Raw genomic sequence first — 18,770 nt, 5'->3', positions numbered from 1 at the left:
TGCCGCTCCTAGATGGAGCGCCACCACATGTTCGCGCGCAGGGTCTCGGTCTTGATCATCGGACCGATATGGCCGAAATCGCGGATCGACGCAACCCGCTGACATGCGCCGAGCGCGGCGCGATCCGGCCATTCCGTCTATTCGAGATCGATCGCATGATACTGGCCGGTCTTGTCGAGCTGCGTGCCCCAGACCTTGTGCAGCGCCTGGTGATCGGAGGGGCCGAAGCTCACCTTCGATCCAACGCCGAGCTCGTAGTTCTGCATCGATTCGAGGACGTCGACCAGCGACTCGGTGTCGACGGCGGGACCAGCGCGCCGCAGCCCTTCGATCAGGACGTTGGCGGTGAGATAGGCTTCCAGGGACGAGTAGTCCGCCGGCTCGCCGGGGAAATATTTGGCGAGCGCCTTCTTGTAGTTCAGGGTGACGGAGGCGTAGCCGTCGACGGCCGGCGTGACCTGGGTGCAGATGACGCCGTCGGCATAGCGCGGGCCGAGCACCATCAGCTCGCTGGCGAGGCCGGTGCTGCCGACGCCCGAGATCGTCGCGTAGGTCATGTCCGGATAGAGGTCGCGGGTCTTCTCGATGAACTTGGCCGCGGCGCGGAAGGTGGCGACCAGCACGACGGCCTTGATCGCATGCTTCTGCCGGCGGAGTTGCGCGATGGCCTCGTCGACATTGACGGTGTTGCGGCTGTAGCTCATGCGGAAGGCGTCGCCCGCGCCGCCGCGCAGCGCGTGCATCGCCTTGCTGACGCCCTCCCACCCCGCGTCGCCATAGGCGTCCTGCTGGGTGAGCACTCCGATCTCCTGCGGTCGCAGCTTGCGGCTCTTGACGAGATAGTTCACCAGCGCATGGGCTTCCTCGGCGTAGCCGGCGCGGTAGTTGAAGACGTAGCGGTCCGGCGGGTCGCGGCGGAGCGAAGGAGCCCCGGTGAAGGCGCCGAAATACAGCGCATGGTGCTCGAGCGCGTAGGGCACCGAGATCAGGGCCGTCGGGCTGCCGTAGTTCTCGACGAAGCCGAACACCTTGTGCTGCTCGTAGAGCTCCTTCATCGCGTTCAGCGTCCGCGTCGGCTCATAGGCATCATCGGCCGTGTAGAGCTTGAGCTGCCGGCCATGCACGCCGCCTTCCTCGTTGGCCTGCGCGAAGGCGAGGTCGATGCCGAGCTTGAGCTGATGGCCCATCTCCCGGGCCGGACCCGAGAACGGCGCCGCCATTCCGAAGCTGATTTCGGTGTCGGTCACGCCCTGGACCGGGGGGCGCGTGCTGGTCGGCGGCGCCGCCGCGGCATTGGCCATCCGCGTGTCGAACTTCGGCGTGCGGTCCTCCTCCCTGAGCGGCATGCTCTGGTCTGGCGTGACCACGGGGAGGGCGCTCGCGAACGCTCCGGTCGGGAAAGCATCCTGGACCGGCGCGACTGTCTGCGCGGCGCGGACCGGCGGCGGGGCGACTGTTGCCGGCGTCGTCACCTCCGCACTGCCGTTGGCGGAGAGCGCAGCGGTCCACCGCGTCGGAAGCCGCATCGCGGCAAAGCCGGCCACGCCAGCGGCGACAGCCACGAGCCCCAGCACGCTCAGCACGCCGAGCAACCGCCGCTCCCGTGGCGGCGGAGGAACCTCCTGCACGCCGTAGCGCGACGCGAATTCAGCGGGCGTGGGCCGGTCGTGCTCGTCGCGCCACGATTGTTCATACATCGGACGCCGGCCGTCGTCGTAGCCGGACGGGAATGGCGGATCGCGGTCGTCATTGGGCGCACGCAAATGTCTCACGATTTCCCCCTTGGCTCGCGCGTCATGGACTCGTTGGAGTTTTCTTCTTGATCGCGCGGCCGTCATGCGCTGCAGGTTCTGCCGGCCGGATGAGTGTGGCCATGCGTCGAGATCTGCGCACGTCACAGGACCAGCACTCATCATCGCGTGCTGGTGGCTCGACTGTCCCAGACATGTTGTCTGGAACAAGTCCGAACGTCGACATGATACTGCGAAGCAATGCGGCGGTTGTTTGTTCGCGCCGTCAATTCCGGCTGAACAACGAGAGAGCTGCGCCGCCATGAGGGCAATTAGCTAAGACAACAAGTAGACGTGAAGCAGTCGAGCCTGATGGTTGGCATCAGGTGCCGACGATGCTGTTCGCCCGGCGCAAAGCCTCTCGTCAGTGGCCGGCTTTCTCCTCCGCCACCAGTCCCGTCACCATCGCCTTCACCATGGTCGCGATCTGCGCGCGCAAGGCGGCGAGCGGCACCGCGATCAGCTTCTGCTCCAAGCCGAGCGCGACCATGCCGTGGACGGCCGAGAACAGGCTGCGCGCGGTGACGCTGATATCGTCGAACGAGCGCTGCGGAAACAACGCCGCCAGCGGCTGGTGGATGTGACGGAACAGGTGCATCTGGTCGGCGATGGCCCAGTCGGGCAGCGGCTTCTCGGGCGCCATGCGATGTTCGAACAGCGCGCGCCAGAGCTCGAGATTGTGGGCGGCGAAGTCGCAATAGGCGATCGCGATGCGCACCAGCGCAGCCTCGGGGCCGGGAGGGCCCGCGCCCTCGGCTGTGGACAGGTTGGCATCGAGCCGCGCAAGGGTGCGTGATCCGACCATCAGCACGAGCTCGTCGACATCGGCGACGAGATTGTAGACCGCGCCATTGGCGACGCCGATCTCCTGGGCGAGATCGCGCGTCTTCAGGCCGGCGAGACCCCGCGTGCGGATCATCCGCTCGGCAGCCTCGATCAGGGCTTCGCGCTGTTTTGCGCGTCTTTCCAGTGTCTTGGACATTGTCGACCAAAATATTGAGCGTCGCTCAAAATAATCCTTGAGCGCCGCTCATGATTGCGCTAGAAGAAATCCTATGAGCGATGCTCATAACAGGGAGTTCACAATGTTCAAGACCGTTCTGACGCTGTTTCGGGGCACCGTGGCCGTCGCGGAGGAGGAGCTGCAGGACCGTACCGCACTGGTGATCCTGGACCAGCAGCTGCGTGACGCCGCCGCCGCTGTCGAACGCAGCAAGCGCGCGCTGGCGCTGGCCATCGCGCAAGACCAGCAGGAGGGTAAGCGGCTCGAGGCGACCTTGGCGCGGATCACCGATCTCGAGGTGCGCGCCACCGCAGCGCTCGACGGCGGCCGCGAGGATCTGGCCCGCGAGGCGGCGCAGGCGATCGCCGGCCTCGAGGCCGAGCGTGACGCGGCGCGGACGGCGCGGGCGCTGTTCGCGACCGAGATCACCAGGCTGAAGAAGCATGTCGTCAACGCCGAGGCGCGCATTGCCGAGCTCGATCGCGGCCGGCGGATCGCGCGCGCCTCCGAGGCCGTGCGCAATCTGCGCCGCGGCGGCATCGAGGCGGCGCGTCCTTACGAGTGCACGCTGCCCGAGGCCGAGGCGACGCTGAAACGGCTGCGCGAGCGGCAGATCGAGGCGCAAGCCGCGGACGAGGCGCTCATGGAGCTCGATGCCGCGACGGGGCCGATCACCACGGCCGAGAAGCTCGCCGAGCAGGGCTTTGGCCCGCGCATCAAGACCACTGCCGACGACGTGCTGGCGCGGCTGAAGGCCGGCCGCACCGCCCCGGCCAACTGAATTTCGTCACCCCCGATCGAACGCATCAACAACCACTGCCATCATAGGAGCCGACCATGAACCAGAACACCCAGCCGCACAGCAGCGCCTTCATCACCTTCTCCTACGCCTCGTTCGGCGCCTCCGCCTTCCTCGTCGCTCTCGGCGTCTTCTTCATGCCGATCGATCTCTGGATGAAGGGCTATCTGACGATGGGCATCGTCATGCTGGTGCAGACCTGCGTCACCCTGACCAAGACCCTGCGCGACCGCCACGAGAGCGGCAAGCTCGTCAACCGCATCGAGGACGCCCGCGCCGAGCGCCTGCTGATGGAGGTGTCGAAGGCGGCGTAAGCCGGCAGTCGCAGCCCCCTTGCTTCCTCGGTCTATGGCATCGATCGTATCGGACGAGATGCATGCGACGCAGAAGCGTTCAATTGGTTACTCCGTCATGCCCGGGCTTGTCCCGGGCATCCACGTTTTTCCGAGGGCGCCGCACGGCGTGGATGGCCGGGACAAGCCCGGCCATGACGGCGTGGAGGCAGGACGTTCATGGAACAAGGCAGGGATGGAGCGGCCCAAGCATGGCTGCCATTCAGACTGCGTTTACCTTTGCCGCCGCTCCGCCTCTCATCATGATCGTGCATTAACGGCGTCAGGTTAGGTCAGTCGGATCTGGCCATGATGCTAGGATGCCGGTGACGGCAGGCATGGTCTGGCGGGTGGGTCTACAAGTGAACATCGTCGCAGCAGTGGGGCGTATCCGACGCGGCATCAGCTTCTGGCTGACCGCGCTCGGCCAGGAGGCGATGGACCTGTCGCTCCGAACCCACGCGGAGTTGCGCACGCGCATCGTCGAGAGCCCGGGGACGACCTTGGATGATGCGGCGCTGGCGGCGCTCGTGGCCGATCTCCGCACCATCGCCGGCAAGACGCTGCCGGCCGGCGAGCTCACCTATGGCATTTTTTCAGGCCAGCGCGAGCCGCTCGCGCGCGCCATCATCACCGTGGTGTCGGAGGAGGCGGGCGGCCGGCCGATCGCGTTCAACGCGCTCGCGGTGATGCAGGTCGAGCGCGACGGCGACGCCCAGCAGGTGCTGCATCTCGGACTGGTGATGGTCGACCCGGACGCGCGCGGCAAAGGCCTTTCCGGCGTGCTCTACGGCCTCACCACGCTGCTGCTGTTCATCCGTGACGGCCTGCGGCCGAAATGGATCTCCAACGTCACGCAGGTGCCGGCGGTGGCCGGCATGGTCTGCGAGACCTTCTCCGACGTCTATCCGTCGCCGCTGCCGCAGGCCCGGCCGAGCTTTGCGCATCTTCAGCTCGCGCGCGGCATCATGCGGGCGCATCGGGCGGTGTTCGGCGTCGGCGACGAGGCCGGGTTCGACGAACAGCGCTTCGTCATCACCAACGCCTATACCGGCGGCTCCGACGCGCTCAAGAAGACGTATGACGACGCGCCCAAGCATCGCGACCCCGTCTACAACGGCTTCTGTGCGCGCGAGCTGGACTACACCAGGGGCGACGACCTGCTGCAGCTCGGCCGGATCGACCTCGCCGCCGCCCGGCGCTATCTGCTGCGCGAGATCCCCTCGGACTCGCTGCCGGCGCTGCTGGCGACCTCGGCCGTGCTGGCGCTGCAGCGGATGATCCTGCCGCTGGTGCACTGGCTCGACGACACCAGGACGTTCGGCACCTTGCGTCCGCGCCTGCCGACCGGCGAGCCCACGCCATGACGGCCGGCATCGTTGCCGACTCCATCGTCAACCTCTGCGGCGCGATCGGCCTCGCGGTGGCCGCCGCGATGCTGCACCGGCGCGATCCCCGGGGACCGCTGACGGCGCGGCTCGTCGTTCTGCTCGGGACGGTCGCCTCGCTGTTCCTGCTGCGCGGCATCGCCTGGTGGATGGACAATGCTTTTCTCGACCGCCTCTCGCTGATTCCGGCGGCGCTGATCCCGCTCGGCGCGCTGGTGGTGACGGAGGGCCTGCTGCGCCGGCACGCGCATCGCATGCTCAAGGCAATTGCCCTTGCCGGCGGCGCGGCTCTCGCGATCGCCGGCGCGCTCGGTCCGGTCGCGTTCGAAAGCCACCACACAATCGTGCTGTCAGCCTTTCAGCTCGCGGGCTTTGCGACCTGCGCCTGGCTGCTGCTTCGCCGCGACCGCGCGAGCCTGCTGGCGTGGGAGAACCGCGCCATCGATCGCGTCGCCTTCGGCGCCATCATGGTCATCCCTTTCATCATCACAGATTTTCGCGTGCTGGCGCCGGGCATGCCGGTGCGGCTCGGCGCATTGGGCGCGCTGCTGGCGGTGACCGCGATCCTGATCGCCGGCGCCAGCGCGGAGACGCAGCGCCAAAGCGGGCTGCTGACAGTGTTGCGGATCCTCGGCGCCGCCTTGCTCGGCGCTGCCGCGGCCGCGCTCTCACCGGAGGTCGACGCTGCGCAACTGATGCGTTTCTGCGCGGTCGCCGTGGCCGGCGTGCTCACGATCGGACTGATCGGGGACGCCTTGCGCGCGGTGCTGCAAGCCCGCGAGCCGGGCGTGCTCGACTCGATCGGGGCGTCGAATGCGGCGACACGCGACGCTCTGATCGCCGAGCTCACGCGCCAGCCGGTCTTCGAGAGCGCACGCCGTTGCCGCGAGGATGAGCTGATTGCCTATGATCCGCCGCTTCTGCGCGACTTTCTCGCGTCGAGCCGGGTGCTGCGCCGGGCCGATGCGCCGTGGCGGCGGGCGGCCAACGACCCGGCCGTCGAGCGCATGGTGGCGCTGATGGATGCGCGGCATGCGACGCATGTGATCGTGCTGTCGCACCGGCCGGTCGATCTCATCGTGCTCGCGGTCTCCGTGATCTCGGCCGATCCGGCCACGGAAACCGCGCTCGCGCTGGTCAGGCGCCTGCTGGTGCAGGCGCCTGAGCGAGACGTGATCACGCCCACATGTGATGATGCTGATGCTGTGACATGTCCATCATCGGCCCTTCCATCATCGGACCGTCCATGACGAGGGTCGCCGGAGCGGCGCTGGCGGCGGGCGCCGCGCTCGCCAGCATGATCACGTTCGAGGCGGGCGCCGCCGTGATGGCCGCCAGGACGGCGGCGGCGTCGGCACTGTTGCCGCCGCCGGTGGTCGCCAGCACCTGGCCGATCGTGGTGCCGTCGACATTGTAGGCGCCGCCATTGACCGGGATGTTGTTGCCGCCGACATCGGCTGCGTTCTGGTGCATCTGGTCGGCGGCCGCGGCGACCAGCGCCTTGTTGCCGGCCTGGAAGCCCTCGAGGATCTTGGCGATCTCGGCGCCGAGCGTGCTCTGGTCGCCGAGCAGCTCGTTGTCGAAGCGGGCCTGGAAGATGCCGCCCTGCGCCGCGTCGAAATCGGTGACGTCCTTCTTGAACGTCATCAGGTCGGCGGTGACCTGCGCCATCGCGGCGGCGTCGCCGGCATTGACGGCCGCGATCGCCGCCTTGCCGAGCGCGTTCGACTGGGCGATGAACATGGCCCAGAAATCGGTCTGCGCCTGGTTGTCTTGATAGGCCGGCGTCGGATTGAGGAAGTCGCCGAATCCGGTCCAGCCGTTGAGGCCGTTCTGCTGCGCCATGTTGGCGAGATTGGTGTCGCCGGCGATGATGTCGATGATGTCGAGGAAGTCGTCGTTGAGTGCGCGACCGATGTCGACATTGCCGGCCGCGCCGTTGATGTGGGTGTTGACGAGCGCGAGCTGGTCGATGATGGCGAGCGCGTGCACGCCGGTCAGGCCGCCGAATTGCAGCGGATTGGCGGCGACCAGCGCATTGAGGCCGGCGATCAGCGCGTCGACATCGTCCTGGATGATGTCGACATTGCTGTCGTTGACGCCGCCGATCAGCCGGTTGGCGGCGTCGTTGAAGATCAGGCCGAGCTCGGCCAGCGTGCCCTTGGCGGCGGTTGCGGCCGTCACGCCCTCGGGCAGCAGCGCCGGCGCCTGCAGGAAGCCGGTGACGCCATCGGCGTTGGTGGCCTTGCCGGCGAGGTTCGGATCGTTGTTGACGACGTTGAGGATGTCGAGATGCGCGTTGCGCAGCGCGGTCTCCGCGGCCGCGATGCTGCCGAACGCGCCGCCGCCGGTCACCGACGCCATCGCGGCATCCTGCGCGACCGTGATGTCGGCGAGGATCTTGTTGACGTTGGTCAGCGTCTGCCCGGTGAACTGGTTGGCGGCGACCATCGCCTTCAGGCCGTCCTGAATCACGGTGAGATCGCCGGTGTAGTTGTAGACGCTGCCAAGCCCCTGGCCGCCTTCGTCGACCACGTTGCGCCACAGCCCGCCTTCCAGAAAGCGCGTCGCGTCGTTGAACACCACGCCGAGGTCGGCGAAGCCGAGCGCGGGCGTCGGTGGCGTGGGTGTGGGAGGTGTCGGCGTGGGCGGCATCGGCGCAGGCGCCGGCTGGCAGTGATGATTGTGATGATGATGGTGGTGGTTGTGCTGATGGTGATCGTGGTGACTGTCGTGATGGTGACGATGATGGTGCGACATGTCCGACGTACTCCCCAAGGCTGCGCACCACTGCGGATGAGCCGAGGCAACGGGGCGCGGCTGACGCGGGTGCGGATGATGCGGGCTATCTGCTGCCCGCTTCGTGGCTGCTTCGCGCAAGGAATGTGGAATGCGTCTGCGTCAGATTGTCGTGCGGCATACGGGGGGCGCTGCCGCAGAGCTGCGACATCTCACCGCTTGACGGGTGAGGGGCCGCTTCAAGAGCACGCGACCCGCGGCGATGTCGCGCCACGGCAAATCAGTGAGTTGCAAGAGCGCTCGACCGTCGCGATTCGGTCGATGCTGGACGTTCCGAATGCACGCGGAGCGCCTTGCGACGATCCGACGCGTCCGGCGAAATGATGCTGAGATCCGGAGCAACGACGGGCCGCCGCTGCGATGTGGCCGGATCATGGCGATTTCTTTGCGAAGGCCGCGAATGCGTCGGCGTAGTCGGCATGCCAGCGCGACAGCGGCGGCCGGTTCTCGACGATGTCGCCCGCGGCCCACAGGATGCGCCGCTCGTCCAGCGCGCGCGGCACGTCGTTGTCAGGGCACAGCACGTAGAAGTCGCCGGCCGCGACGCGCTCCAGCATGAAGTCGACCGTCTGCTCTGGCGTCCATGCGCCGGCCGGCTTCTCGACGCGGCCATTGGCGGTCAGCGGCGTGAACACGAAGCCCGGAATGAACAGATGCGCCGTCAGCTGGCAGCCGGGCGTGTTGCGCAGCTCGTGCTGCAGCGCCTCGGTGAACGCCTTCACGCCGGCCTTCGAGACGTTGTAGGCGGGATCGCCGGGCGGCGTGGTGATGCCCTGCTTGGAGCCGGTGTTGATGATCAGCGCCGCCCGGCCTTGTGCGATCATGCCGGGGGCGAACACCTGCGCGCCATGGATGATGCCCCACAGGTTGACGCCGAGGATGCGCTGCCAATTGTCGTCGGCAAGCATCTTGCTGCCCGGCTGGATGCCGGCATTGTTCATCAGCACGTCGATCGCGCCGAACCGCTGCCGCACCGCCGTTTCGAGCGCGACCACGCTGTCCCGGCTTCTCACATCGACCGTAGCGGTCATGACCGCAGCCTCACCACGCTTGGCTGCGGCCGAGAGCTTGGCGGCGGCGTCGCGCAGCCGGGCCTCGTCGATATCGGCGAGGCAGACGTTCATGCCGCGTTCTGCAAAGCGCATGGCGGCGGCGAGCCCGATGCCGGAGGCGCCTCCGGTGATGACGGCGGTGTGGTCGGCGGACAGAGCAGGGTGAGACACGGCAGGTTCTCCGGCATGACGATGAGATGTTGGTGTATGACGTCCTGGCGCGGCCGCAAGATCATCCGGCTGACGGCAAGACGGGTTTTTTGCGGCTACAACGCGAGGCGCATCAGTCCGGTCACAGATGCATCGTGTCGGCTGGAACCGGCTTACGACGCGGTTCTGGCCGCGCGGGCCTTCCGTGGCTTCTCGATGTCGCTGCGCAGCGCGGCGAGATCCTTCTTCACGGCATTGGCCGCGTCGCGCTCGATGCGCCGGTAACGTTCGACCAGCTGCGCGCCGAACGCCGTCAGCGCCGCGCCACCGCCATTGCGGCCGCCGGTCTGCCGCGCGACCGCGGGCTGCCGGCATACCCGGTTGATCTCGTCGACGAGGTCCCAGGCCCGCTTGTAGGACATGTCCATCGCGCGCCCGGCCGCTGAGATCGAGCCGTGCCGCGCGATGTTCTCCAGAAGCGCGATCTTGCCCGGCCCGATCCGGCTGCCGTCATCGAGATCGATGCGCAGGCTGAGCGAGGGCAGGGCGTTCGCTTTCGGCATGGAGGGTCTGCTCATACTGACGTGGGGCGGACATTGCCACCATCATGTTTTGCGAACAAGATGATGCCAATCGACAATCGCAACGACATCTGGGGACGAAATGCTGCCTGCGCTGTTTTCACCGCTCACGATCGGTCCTTATCACCTCAAGCATCGCGTCGTGATGGCGCCGTTGACCCGCATGCGCGCCGCAAAGGAGACGCTCGCGCCGCGGCCGCTCAACGTCGACTATTATGCGCAGCGCGCCACGCCGGGCGGGCTGATCATCGCCGAGGCCTCGCCGGTCGCGCCGACCGGCACCGGTAGCCCGAACGTGCCGGGCATCTATAGCACGGCACAGATCGCCGGCTGGAGGCAGGTCGTCGACGCCGTGCATGCCAAGGGCGGATTCATCTTCCTGCAGCTCTGGCATGTCGGCCGCGTCTCGCATTCCTCGTTCCAGCCGGGCGGTGCGTTGCCGGTGGCGCCGTCGGCGATCGCGATCGGCGACGATCTCAAGGCGATGACGGCGGACGGCAGGCCGGCGGCCTACGAGACGCCGCGGGCGCTGGAGTCCGACGAGATCCCCGCGCTCGTCGCGACTTATGGCCAGGCGGCGCGCAACGCGATCGCGGCGGGCTTCGACGGCGTCGAGGTGCATGGTGCGAACGGCTATCTGATCGAGCAGTTCCTGCAGACGCGCAGCAATCAGCGCACCGATCGCTACGGCGGCTCCATTGAGAACCGCTGCCGCTTCCTGCTCGAGGTGACGGAAGCCGTGATCGCCGCTTGCGGCGCCGACAAGGTCGGCGTGCGGCTGTCGCCCTATGGCATCGCCAACGGCTCCGGCGAAGCCGACCCGATGCCGCTCTACACGCATGCGATCGAGGCGCTGAACAGGCTCGGCATCGCCTATCTGCATCTGATCGAGCCGCGCTCCTCCGGCGCCGGCCGCGCCGACGTCAACTGGCAGAACGTGCCGTCGGCGCTGGCGCTGTTCCGTCCGATCTGGAAGGGCGTGCTGATCGGCGCCGGCGGCTTCACCGGTGAGCCGGCGGAGGCGGCGATCAAGGCGGGCGATGCCGACGCCATCGCTTTCGGCCGCTACTTCATCTCCAATCCGGACCTGCCCGCCCGCCTGCAGCACGGCTGGCCGCTGACGCCCTACAACCGCCCGACCTTCTACGGCGGCGAGGAGAAGGGCTACACGGATTATCCGGTGTATCAGGAGACAGCCGAGGCGTAGCCTCCGCTCTCTCCACGTCATTGCGAGGAGCGAAGCGTACGATGATCGACGCTCTTCGCTCGTCTCTTTCCACATCGTCATGCCCGGGCTTGTCCCGGGCATCCACGTCCATCCAAGCGTGCCGACCGACGTGGATGGCCGGGACAAGCCCGGCCATGACGTGGTGAGGGCTTGCACCAACAAACAACACCGCGTCGCCGGAGGAACCGCAACATGAAAAACCGCACCACCGGACGTTCGGCCTTCCTCGCGCTGCTCAAGGACGAGGGCATCACGCATCTGTTCGGCAATCCCGGCACCACCGAATTGCCGGTCATGCATGCGCTGAAGGATCATCCCGATCTCACCTACGTCATGGCGATGCAGGAGAGCCTGGTGGTGGCGATCGCCGACGGCTTCAGCCGCGCCTCGGGACGTCTCGTCGCCTGCAACGTCCACGTCGCTCCGGGTCTCGGCAACGCCATGGGCGCGCTCTACAATGCGCAATTCACCGGCACGCCGATGATCCTCACCGCCGGCCAGCAGGAGCAGGGCCACGGCCTGATGGAGCCATTGCTCTACGGTCCGCTGGTGCGGATGGCCGAGCCGCTGGTGAAATGGGCGGTCGAGGTGACGAGGCTGGAGGACCTGCCGCGCATCATCAGGCGCGCCGCCAAGGTCGCGACCACGCCTCCGACGGGCCCCGTCTTCATCTCGCTGCCCGGTGATATCCTCAATGCCGAAGCCGGCATCGAGCTCGGCCGGTCGACGCGGGTCGATGCGCGCGTGCGGCCGACCGCGGACGCGTTGCAGGGGCTGGCGCAGCGCATTCTCAAGGCGCAGCGGCCGGTGATCATCACCGGCGACGAGATCGTCAAGAGCGATGCGCTGCAGGCCGCCGCGGAGTTCGCCAGCGCGATCGGCGCACCCGTGCATCAGCAGTCCGCGCCCTATGGCGCACATTTCCTCTCCGAGCATCCCTGCTACATCGGCTCGCTGTCGCGCGCGCAGAAGCAGGTCCGCGATCTCCTGGCGCCGCATGATCTGCTGATCGTGCTCGGCGCCGATCCGTTGCGGATGTCCGTGCACAGCGAGATCGAGCCGCTGCCGGAGGGCTTGCCGATCGTGCAGATCGGTCTCGTCGATTGGGAACTGGGAAAGAATTTCGGCGCCGAGATCGCGCTCAAGGCCGACGTTCGCGAGACGCTGCTTCAGCTCACGCCGCTCTTGCGCGATCTTGGCGGCGCGGCCCTGCAGGCGCGTGCGCAGGAGCGTGTGGCCGAATTGTCCGCGAAGAACTGGAGCGCGCGACGCCGCACGCTGGCCGCGCAGATCGAAGCGGCGCGCGAGCGGACGCCGATCGATCCGGACTATCTGGCGCTGCAGGTCGCCGAGGCGATGCCGGAGCACGGCATCCTGGTCGACGAAGGCCTGACCTCGGCGCGCTACATGACGGCGCTGTGGCCGTATCGCGACCGCTACAACTATCACGCGCTCGCCTCGGGGGGCATCGGCTGGGGCCTGCCGGCCTCGGTCGGCGTCAGCCTCGCCAATCCCGACCGCCCGGTCGTGTGCTACTCCGGTGACGGCAGCGCGATGTACTCGATCCAGGCGCTGTGGACCGCAGCGCATCACAAGCTGCCGCTGTCGGTGGTCATCGTCAACAATGGCGGCTACCGCATCATCAAGCAGCGGCTGCTGTCGTTCCACGGCGACGATAACTATATCGGCATGGATTTTGTCGATCCGCCGGTGGATTTTGCGGGATTGGCCAAGTCGCTCGGCTGTGAGTCGCTGCGTGTCAGTGATCCGCGCGAGCTGAAGTCGGTGTTATCGGGGGCCTTCCGGCGGCCGGGCGCGAAGCTGATCGAGGTGATGGTGAGCAACGCGGTGAACTGAGCAGGCGTCAAGCTGAGAGGGGTGGTCCATCCACGACCACAGTCGTCATTCCGGGGAATGACGACTTCATGAGCAGCCGCTAAAGAAATCGCTTTACGAATACCCGAAGATATGCTTTATTTCCGAAATCCCGCCTCATACGGAGGGGCGCATCGCGATCGTCACGACACGCGAGGTGGGGTGCGACGGCTGTCGGCATGCCGCAGCGTGGGGAAGCCCGCGCCGACGAACGGCATCTGGCGGACGCAAAGGCGTGTGGTCCTGGCACCCCGACGCTGGTGCCAAGTCGCGGGTGATGATCCCGCCGATGACGGTGGCTATCAAGCCGGACACCGGGGAGAGCACGCTATACGCGTGAAAACCGTCGCGCGGGGAATGCCGGATGCTCGGCTGAACCTGTGGTGACTGCCGCCTGCTTTTCTTTCTGCAGGCGGGCCATGGGTGAGGCCTTCACCCGGCATTCCCCGCGCCCTCCGTCTCGTGAGGGTGTTCATGCCAATAGCTCGGGTGCTCGACCGCACCGCGAGAACGAGAGCGCGTAAGTCGGGGACGGCGACAATGCTGCCCGACGCGTCAAGTCCCAGGCATGGCAGTTCCATAATCCGAGACGCATGCGCTGACCCATTGAATTCAAACCCAGCCTCTTTCGCTCGGCCCACGATCCCGATATGACGCCGCCTTCGTTGTGACTGGAAAAGCGCCATGACCAGGATTGATGCAATCGCCCGTGCCCGTCAAAGCCTGACGAGCGGTGACTTCCTGGCCGAGCTCGGCCGCCGGGTCGCCTATCGCACCGAGAGCCTCAATCCCGAGCGCAAGGACGACCTCGCGGCGTATCTGGCCAACGAGCTGACGCCGTCCTTTGCCGCGCTCGGCTTTTCCTCCGAGATCGTGCCCTCGCCGAGCGGCAAGTCGCCGTTCCTGATCGCGACCTACCACGAGAGCGACAGCGCCCCGACGATGCTCAGCTATGGCCACGGCGACACCGTCGACGGCATGGCCGGCGAATGGCGCGACGGGCGCGATCCCTGGGCGGTGACGCCAGCGGGCAATCGTCTTTATGGCCGCGGCACCGCCGACAACAAGGGCCAGCACAGCATCAACTTGGCGGCGCTGCGCGCGGTGCGCGAGGCCCGCGGCGGCAAGCTCGGCTTCAATGCGAAGTTCATCATCGAGATGGGCGAGGAGATCGGCTCGCCCGACCTCGCAGAGGTGGCCGACCGGCATCGCGACGCCTTGAAGGCCGACGTCTTCATCGGCTCCGACGGCCCGCGGCTGTCGACCGCACGCCCCACCATCTTTCTCGGCTGCCGCGGCGGCATCCGGCTGCATCTCGACGTCAATCTGCGCGAGGGCGGCAATCATTCCGGCAATTGGGGCGGCGTGCTCGCCAATCCCGCCACCATCCTCGCCAATGCCATCGCCACGCTGGTCGACGGCCAGGGCCGCATCAAGCTGGAGTCGCTGAAGCCGCCGCGCCTCACCAACGCGATCCGCGCCATCCTCGCCGACGTGAGGGTCGAGCCGACCGCCGACGAGCCGGCGCTGTCGGACGATTGGGGCGAGGAGGGCCTGACGCCGGCGGAGCGGCTCTATGCCTGGAACACGCTCGAGGTGCTGGCGATCTCCTCCGGCAATATCGACAAGCCGGCGAATGCGATCCCCGGCCGCGCCCGCGCCGTGCTGCAGCTGCGTTTCGTCGTCGGCACCAAGGTCGGCAGCATCGTGGAGGACGTGAAGAACCAACTCGTTGCGCATGGCTTCCCGATGATCGAGGTCAGCATGACGCAGGGCTTCATGGCCTCGCGCGCCGACATCGACAGTCCCTGGATCAAATGGGCCGCGGACTCCATCCGGATGAGCACCGGCAAGGCGCCCGCCGTGCTGCCGAACTTCGGCGGCTCGCTGCCCAATGACGTGTTTGCCGACGTGTTGAAGATGCCGACCATGTGGGTGCCGCACTCCTATCCGGGTTGCTCGCAGCACGCGCCGGATGAACACATTCTGCTGGATGTCACGGAGGAGGCGCTCGGCCTGATGGCCGGGCTGTTCTGGGATCTTGGCGAATTGCGGAAGCCGCTGTGAACCGAGAAGGAGGCATGAGCACACATCGCCTGGCATCATTGGTGCTCACCTCCCGCCGCCTGAGCCGGAGTGAGGGGCGTGCCGCGTGCGGGAACCGTCCGCCTGCAACTTTCGTCTGGTCGCGGGGCATGCGAGCTGATCGTAGTTTACCATCCCGACGTTCGGCGCTGCCGTTTCAGCCCGAACGTCTTGTCGAAGGGGACGCGGGACAGGCAATTTGTCGCAATCGTCCGAGGACGTCCCGCCGCGGGGCGGTCTATGGTGCCCGCGCTCGTCCGGCCGGAGATCGTCCGGGGGCGGGGGCCATTTTGAGTTCGCTGTGGTTTATGCAAGCATCCGGCGATCAGCCGGATTGAGGAGATCAGTTATGAAGCAGCTTCGCCTATTCGGTCTTGCCGTCGCCGCCGCGCTCTGCGCCGGCCAGGTGCAGGCCGAGGACCTGACGGGGACCCTGAAGAACATCAAGGAGACCGGTGCGATCACGCTGGGCGTGCGCGACTCCTCGATCCCGTTCTCCTATCTCGACGACAATCAGAAGCCGATCGGCTTTGCCATCGACATCTGCATGGGCATCGTCGATGCCGTGAAGAAGGAGCTCAAGCTCGACAAGCTCGACGTGAAGCTCAATCCGGTGACGTCGTCGACCCGCATCCCGCTGCTCGCCAACGGCACCATCGATCTGGAATGCGGCTCCACCACCAACAATGCCGAGCGCCAGAAGCAGATCTCCTTCACCAACACCCACTTCCTGACGGCGAGCCGCTACGTCTCGAAGAAGTCGAGCAACATCAACAAGATTGATGATCTGAAGGGCAAGACGGTCGTGTCGACTGCCGGCACCACCAACATCAAGCAGCTCACCGAAGCCAATGCCGCACGCAATCTTGGGATCAACATCATCCCGGCCAAGGATCACGCCGAAGCCTTCCTGATGGTCGAGACCGATCGCGCCGTGGCTTTCGTGATGGACGACATCCTGCTGTCGAGCCTCGTCGCTAGCTCCAAGGATCCGGCCGCCTACGTCATCTCCAAGGATGCGTTCTCCAAGCCGGAGCCCTACGGCATCATGCTCCGCAAGGACGATCCGCAGTTCAAGAAGGTCGTCGATGCTGCGACCGCCAAGATCTACACCAGCGGCGAGGGCGCCAAGCTGTATGACAAGTGGTTCATGCAGAAGATCCCGCCGAAGGGCCTGAACCTGAACACCCCGATCTCGGCTGAGCTGAAGGCCGAGTTCGCCAAGCCGTCGGACTCGCCGGATCCGGATTCGTACAAGCCGTAAGGTGAAGTCGCATTAAGCTCGTGCCGCGACGCCGGTGCGCTCCCTCCCCCCTTGTGGGGGAGGGTTGGGGAGGGGGGCCCGCAGGGGCAGTCTTTGCTGAGACCCCCACCCCGACCCCTCCCCGCTTCGCGCGGGGGGAGGGGAGCGCAGTGTCGCTCGTGGCGACATTGCGTAAACCGACCGCGAGCTATCACTTCAGGACACCCCCGTGAACTACACCTGGAACTGGCACATCTTCCTGGAGCCGAACCCGACCGGGGCCGGCACCTATTTCGACATGCTGCTGTCGGGGCTGAAGGTCACCATCGTGACCTCGCTGTCGGCCTGGGTGATCGCGCTGATCTGCGGCACGATCGTTGGCATTCTGCGCAGTCTGCCCTCGAAATTGGCGACCTGGATCGGCTTCGTCTATGTCGAGTTCTTCCGCAACATGCCGCTGCTGGTGCAGCTGTTCCTGTGGTTCTTCGTGCTGCCCGAGTTGCTGCCGCGAACCGCCGGCCTGTGGCTGAAACAGATGCCGAATGCGCCGTTCTATACGGCCGCGGTCGGCATCGGGCTGTTCATGTCGGCGCGCGTCGCGGTGCAGCTCGCGGCCGGCATCGGCTCGCTGCCGCGCGGCCAGATGATGGCGGCGACCGCGCTCGGCCTCACCACCTTGCAGGCCTATCGCTACGTGCTGCTGCCGATGGCCTTCCGCATCATCCTGCCGCCGCTGACGTCCGAATTTCTCAACACGGTCAAGAACAGCGCCGTGGCGATCACGATCGGTCTGATCGAGCTGACGGGCGCCGCCCGCGAGATGCAGGAATTCTCCTTCCAGGTGTTCGAGGCGTTCAGCGCCGCAACGCTGATGTATCTCGTCATCAACGTCATCGTCGTGATCGGCATGCGCCTGCTGGAGCGCGCGGTGGCGATCCCTGGCTACATCACGGGCAAATGAGATGCTGGCCAATTTCGATTTCGACGTCATCCGCCGCTCGCTGAGCTACCTGTTCATCGACGGCATGACATTCACCTTGACGCTGACCGCGCTGTCGGCTTTTGGCGGTCTCGTCTTCGGCACCATGATCGCGCTGATGCGGCTGTCCGGCTATCGCGTGATGGGCTGGATCGCCGGGCTCTATGTCGACTTCATGCGCTCGCTGCCGCTGGTGCTGGTGATCTTCTGGTTCTACTTCCTGGTCCCCTATATCGGGCAGTGGATCACCGGATCGTCGCGGCCGATCAAGGTCGGCGCCTTCGCCTCCTCGCTGATCACCTTCATCATGTTCGAGGCGGCGTATTTCTCCGAGATCATGCGCGCCGGCATCCAGTCGATCTCGCGCGGTCAGCCGGCCGCGGCCTCGGCGCTCGGACTGACCTATGCGCAGACCATGCGCTACGTCGTGCTGCCGCAGGCGTTCCGCAACATGCTGCCGGTGCTGCTGACCCAGACCATCGTGCTGTTCCAGGACACTTCGCTGGTCTACGTGCTCTCGATCCCGGACTTCCTCGGCGCCGCCTCCAAGGTCGCGCAGCGCGACGGCCGGCTGGTCGAGATGTATCTGTTCGCGGCCCTGATCTACTTCACCATCTCCTGCATTGCGTCCTACGGCGTCCGCCGCCTGCAGTCGCGCATCGCCATCATCAGGTAGTCGGCTCCCATGATCGAAATCAGCCACGTCAACAAATGGTACAGCCCGAGCTTCCAGGTGCTGAAGGACTGCACGACATCGGTCGCCAAGGGCGAGGTGGTGGTGGTCTGCGGTCCCTCCGGCTCCGGCAAGTCGACCCTCATCAAATGCGTCAACGCGCTGGAGCCGTTCCAGGACGGCACGATCACGATCGATGGTCTCAAGGTCAATGATCCCAAGACCAACCTGCCGAAGCTGCGCTCGCGCGTCGGCATGGTGTTCCAGCATTTCGAGCTGTTTCCGCATCTGAAGATCATCGAAAATCTCTGCCTCGCCCAGCAGAAGGTGCTGGGGCGCGGTCACGAGGAAGCGACCGCCAAGGGCATGAAGCTGCTGGAGCGCGTCGGGCTGAAGGAGCAGGCGCAGAAATTTCCGGCGCAGCTCTCGGGCGGCCAGCAGCAACGTGTCGCGATCGCGCGTGCGCTCGCCATGGACCCGATCGCGATGCTGTTCGACGAGCCGACCTCGGCGCTCGATCCGGAGATGATCAGCGAGGTGCTCGACGTCATGGTCGATCTCGCCCGCGAGGGCATGACCATGATGGTCGTGACCCACGAGATGGGGTTTGCCAGGAAGGTCGCCCACCGCGTCATCTTCATGGACCGCGGCGAGATCGTCGAGGACGCCAAGAAGGATGAGTTCTTCGGCCAGCCCCGCAGCGAGCGCGCGCAGCAGTTCTTGTCGAAGATTTTGTCGCACTAGTTAGACCCGTCATTCCGGGTTCGATGCTGCGCATCGCCCCGGAATGACG

The 18,770-nt window shown here is 66.3% G+C and carries 16 protein-coding genes; 11 read left to right on the top strand and 5 right to left on the bottom strand.

The window, feature by feature from the left end; translation table 11 throughout:
• Positions 1–137: 137 nt before the first annotated feature.
• Positions 138–1,772 carry an ABC transporter substrate-binding protein gene (locus QX010_RS11435; protein ID WP_316179546.1) on the bottom strand — a complete coding sequence of 545 codons (1,635 nt, stop codon included), beginning with the start codon at positions 1,770–1,772 and terminating at the stop codon, positions 138–140.
• A 382-nt stretch (positions 1,773–2,154) separates the two neighbouring features.
• Positions 2,155–2,772, bottom strand: a complete 618-nt coding sequence (locus tag QX010_RS11430) for a TetR/AcrR family transcriptional regulator (RefSeq protein WP_316179544.1) — start codon at positions 2,770–2,772, stop codon at positions 2,155–2,157.
• A 103-nt stretch (positions 2,773–2,875) separates the two neighbouring features.
• Between QX010_RS11430 and QX010_RS11425 the strand changes: the two genes are divergently transcribed.
• The 4 genes from QX010_RS11425 (at position 2,876) to QX010_RS11410 (ending at position 6,562) form a co-directional block, all read left to right on the top strand.
• Positions 2,876–3,574 (top strand): PspA/IM30 family protein, encoded by a 699-nt coding sequence (locus tag QX010_RS11425; RefSeq protein WP_316179543.1) that lies wholly within the window; start codon positions 2,876–2,878, stop codon positions 3,572–3,574.
• 56 nt (positions 3,575–3,630) lie between these two features.
• Positions 3,631–3,906, top strand: a complete 276-nt coding sequence (locus QX010_RS11420; RefSeq protein ID WP_315721840.1) for a YiaA/YiaB family inner membrane protein — start codon at positions 3,631–3,633, stop codon at positions 3,904–3,906.
• 380 nt (positions 3,907–4,286) lie between these two features.
• Entirely contained in the window at positions 4,287–5,291 is a 1,005-nt protein-coding gene (locus QX010_RS11415) for a hypothetical protein (RefSeq protein WP_316179828.1), read from the top strand.
• Complete coding sequence (locus tag QX010_RS11410; protein ID WP_316179541.1) at positions 5,288–6,562, top strand: hypothetical protein; 1,275 nt, start codon at positions 5,288–5,290, stop codon at positions 6,560–6,562. Before QX010_RS11415 ends, QX010_RS11410 begins: the two co-directional genes overlap by 4 nt.
• On the opposite strand, the gene QX010_RS11405 is transcribed toward QX010_RS11410, so the two are convergent.
• The 3 genes from QX010_RS11405 to QX010_RS11395 form a co-directional block, all read right to left on the bottom strand.
• Positions 6,489–8,072: a hypothetical protein gene (locus tag QX010_RS11405; RefSeq protein ID WP_316179539.1), complete on the bottom strand. Its 1,584-nt coding sequence runs from the start codon at positions 8,070–8,072 to the stop codon at positions 6,489–6,491. The two genes, QX010_RS11410 and QX010_RS11405, sit on opposite strands and share 74 nt — an antisense overlap.
• A 410-nt stretch (positions 8,073–8,482) precedes the next feature.
• Positions 8,483–9,334: an SDR family NAD(P)-dependent oxidoreductase gene (locus QX010_RS11400; RefSeq protein WP_316179537.1), complete on the bottom strand. Its 852-nt coding sequence runs from the start codon at positions 9,332–9,334 to the stop codon at positions 8,483–8,485.
• 152 nt (positions 9,335–9,486) lie between these two features.
• The gene (locus QX010_RS11395; protein WP_316179535.1) at positions 9,487–9,876 is read right to left on the bottom strand and encodes a winged helix-turn-helix domain-containing protein; all 390 of its coding nucleotides are present in this window, start codon (positions 9,874–9,876) and stop codon (positions 9,487–9,489) included.
• Positions 9,877–9,976: 100 nt separating this feature from the next.
• On the opposite strand from QX010_RS11395, the gene QX010_RS11390 reads away from it, so the two are divergent.
• From QX010_RS11390 to QX010_RS11360, 7 genes are all read left to right on the top strand, one after another.
• Entirely contained in the window at positions 9,977–11,101 is a 1,125-nt protein-coding gene (locus tag QX010_RS11390; RefSeq protein WP_316179533.1) for an alkene reductase, read from the top strand.
• Between the two features lie 213 nt (positions 11,102–11,314).
• On the top strand, positions 11,315–12,979 hold the full coding sequence (locus QX010_RS11385) for a thiamine pyrophosphate-binding protein (protein WP_316179531.1): 1,665 nt from the start codon (positions 11,315–11,317) through the stop codon (positions 12,977–12,979).
• Between the two features lie 702 nt (positions 12,980–13,681).
• Entirely contained in the window at positions 13,682–15,064 is a 1,383-nt protein-coding gene (locus tag QX010_RS11380) for a M20 family metallopeptidase (RefSeq protein WP_316179529.1), read from the top strand.
• A gap of 367 nt (positions 15,065–15,431) precedes the next feature.
• On the top strand, positions 15,432–16,346 hold the full coding sequence (locus tag QX010_RS11375; RefSeq protein ID WP_315801873.1) for an amino acid ABC transporter substrate-binding protein: 915 nt from the start codon (positions 15,432–15,434) through the stop codon (positions 16,344–16,346).
• A gap of 208 nt (positions 16,347–16,554) precedes the next feature.
• A complete protein-coding gene (locus QX010_RS11370) occupies positions 16,555–17,286 on the top strand; it encodes an amino acid ABC transporter permease (protein WP_315801874.1) in 732 nt (243 codons plus the stop codon).
• Position 17,287: 1 nt separating this feature from the next.
• Entirely contained in the window at positions 17,288–17,980 is a 693-nt protein-coding gene (locus QX010_RS11365; RefSeq protein WP_315801875.1) for an amino acid ABC transporter permease, read from the top strand.
• A 9-nt stretch (positions 17,981–17,989) separates the two neighbouring features.
• On the top strand, positions 17,990–18,721 hold the full coding sequence (locus QX010_RS11360) for an amino acid ABC transporter ATP-binding protein (RefSeq protein ID WP_316179526.1): 732 nt from the start codon (positions 17,990–17,992) through the stop codon (positions 18,719–18,721).
• Positions 18,722–18,770: the final 49 nt, after the last annotated feature.

It is taken from the genome of Bradyrhizobium sp. SZCCHNRI1009, assembly GCF_032487575.1.
Taxonomy (GTDB): Bacteria; Pseudomonadota; Alphaproteobacteria; order Rhizobiales; family Xanthobacteraceae; genus Bradyrhizobium.
Note: the sequence above shows the minus strand (reverse complement) of the source record. Positions and strands in the feature narration are given on the sequence as shown.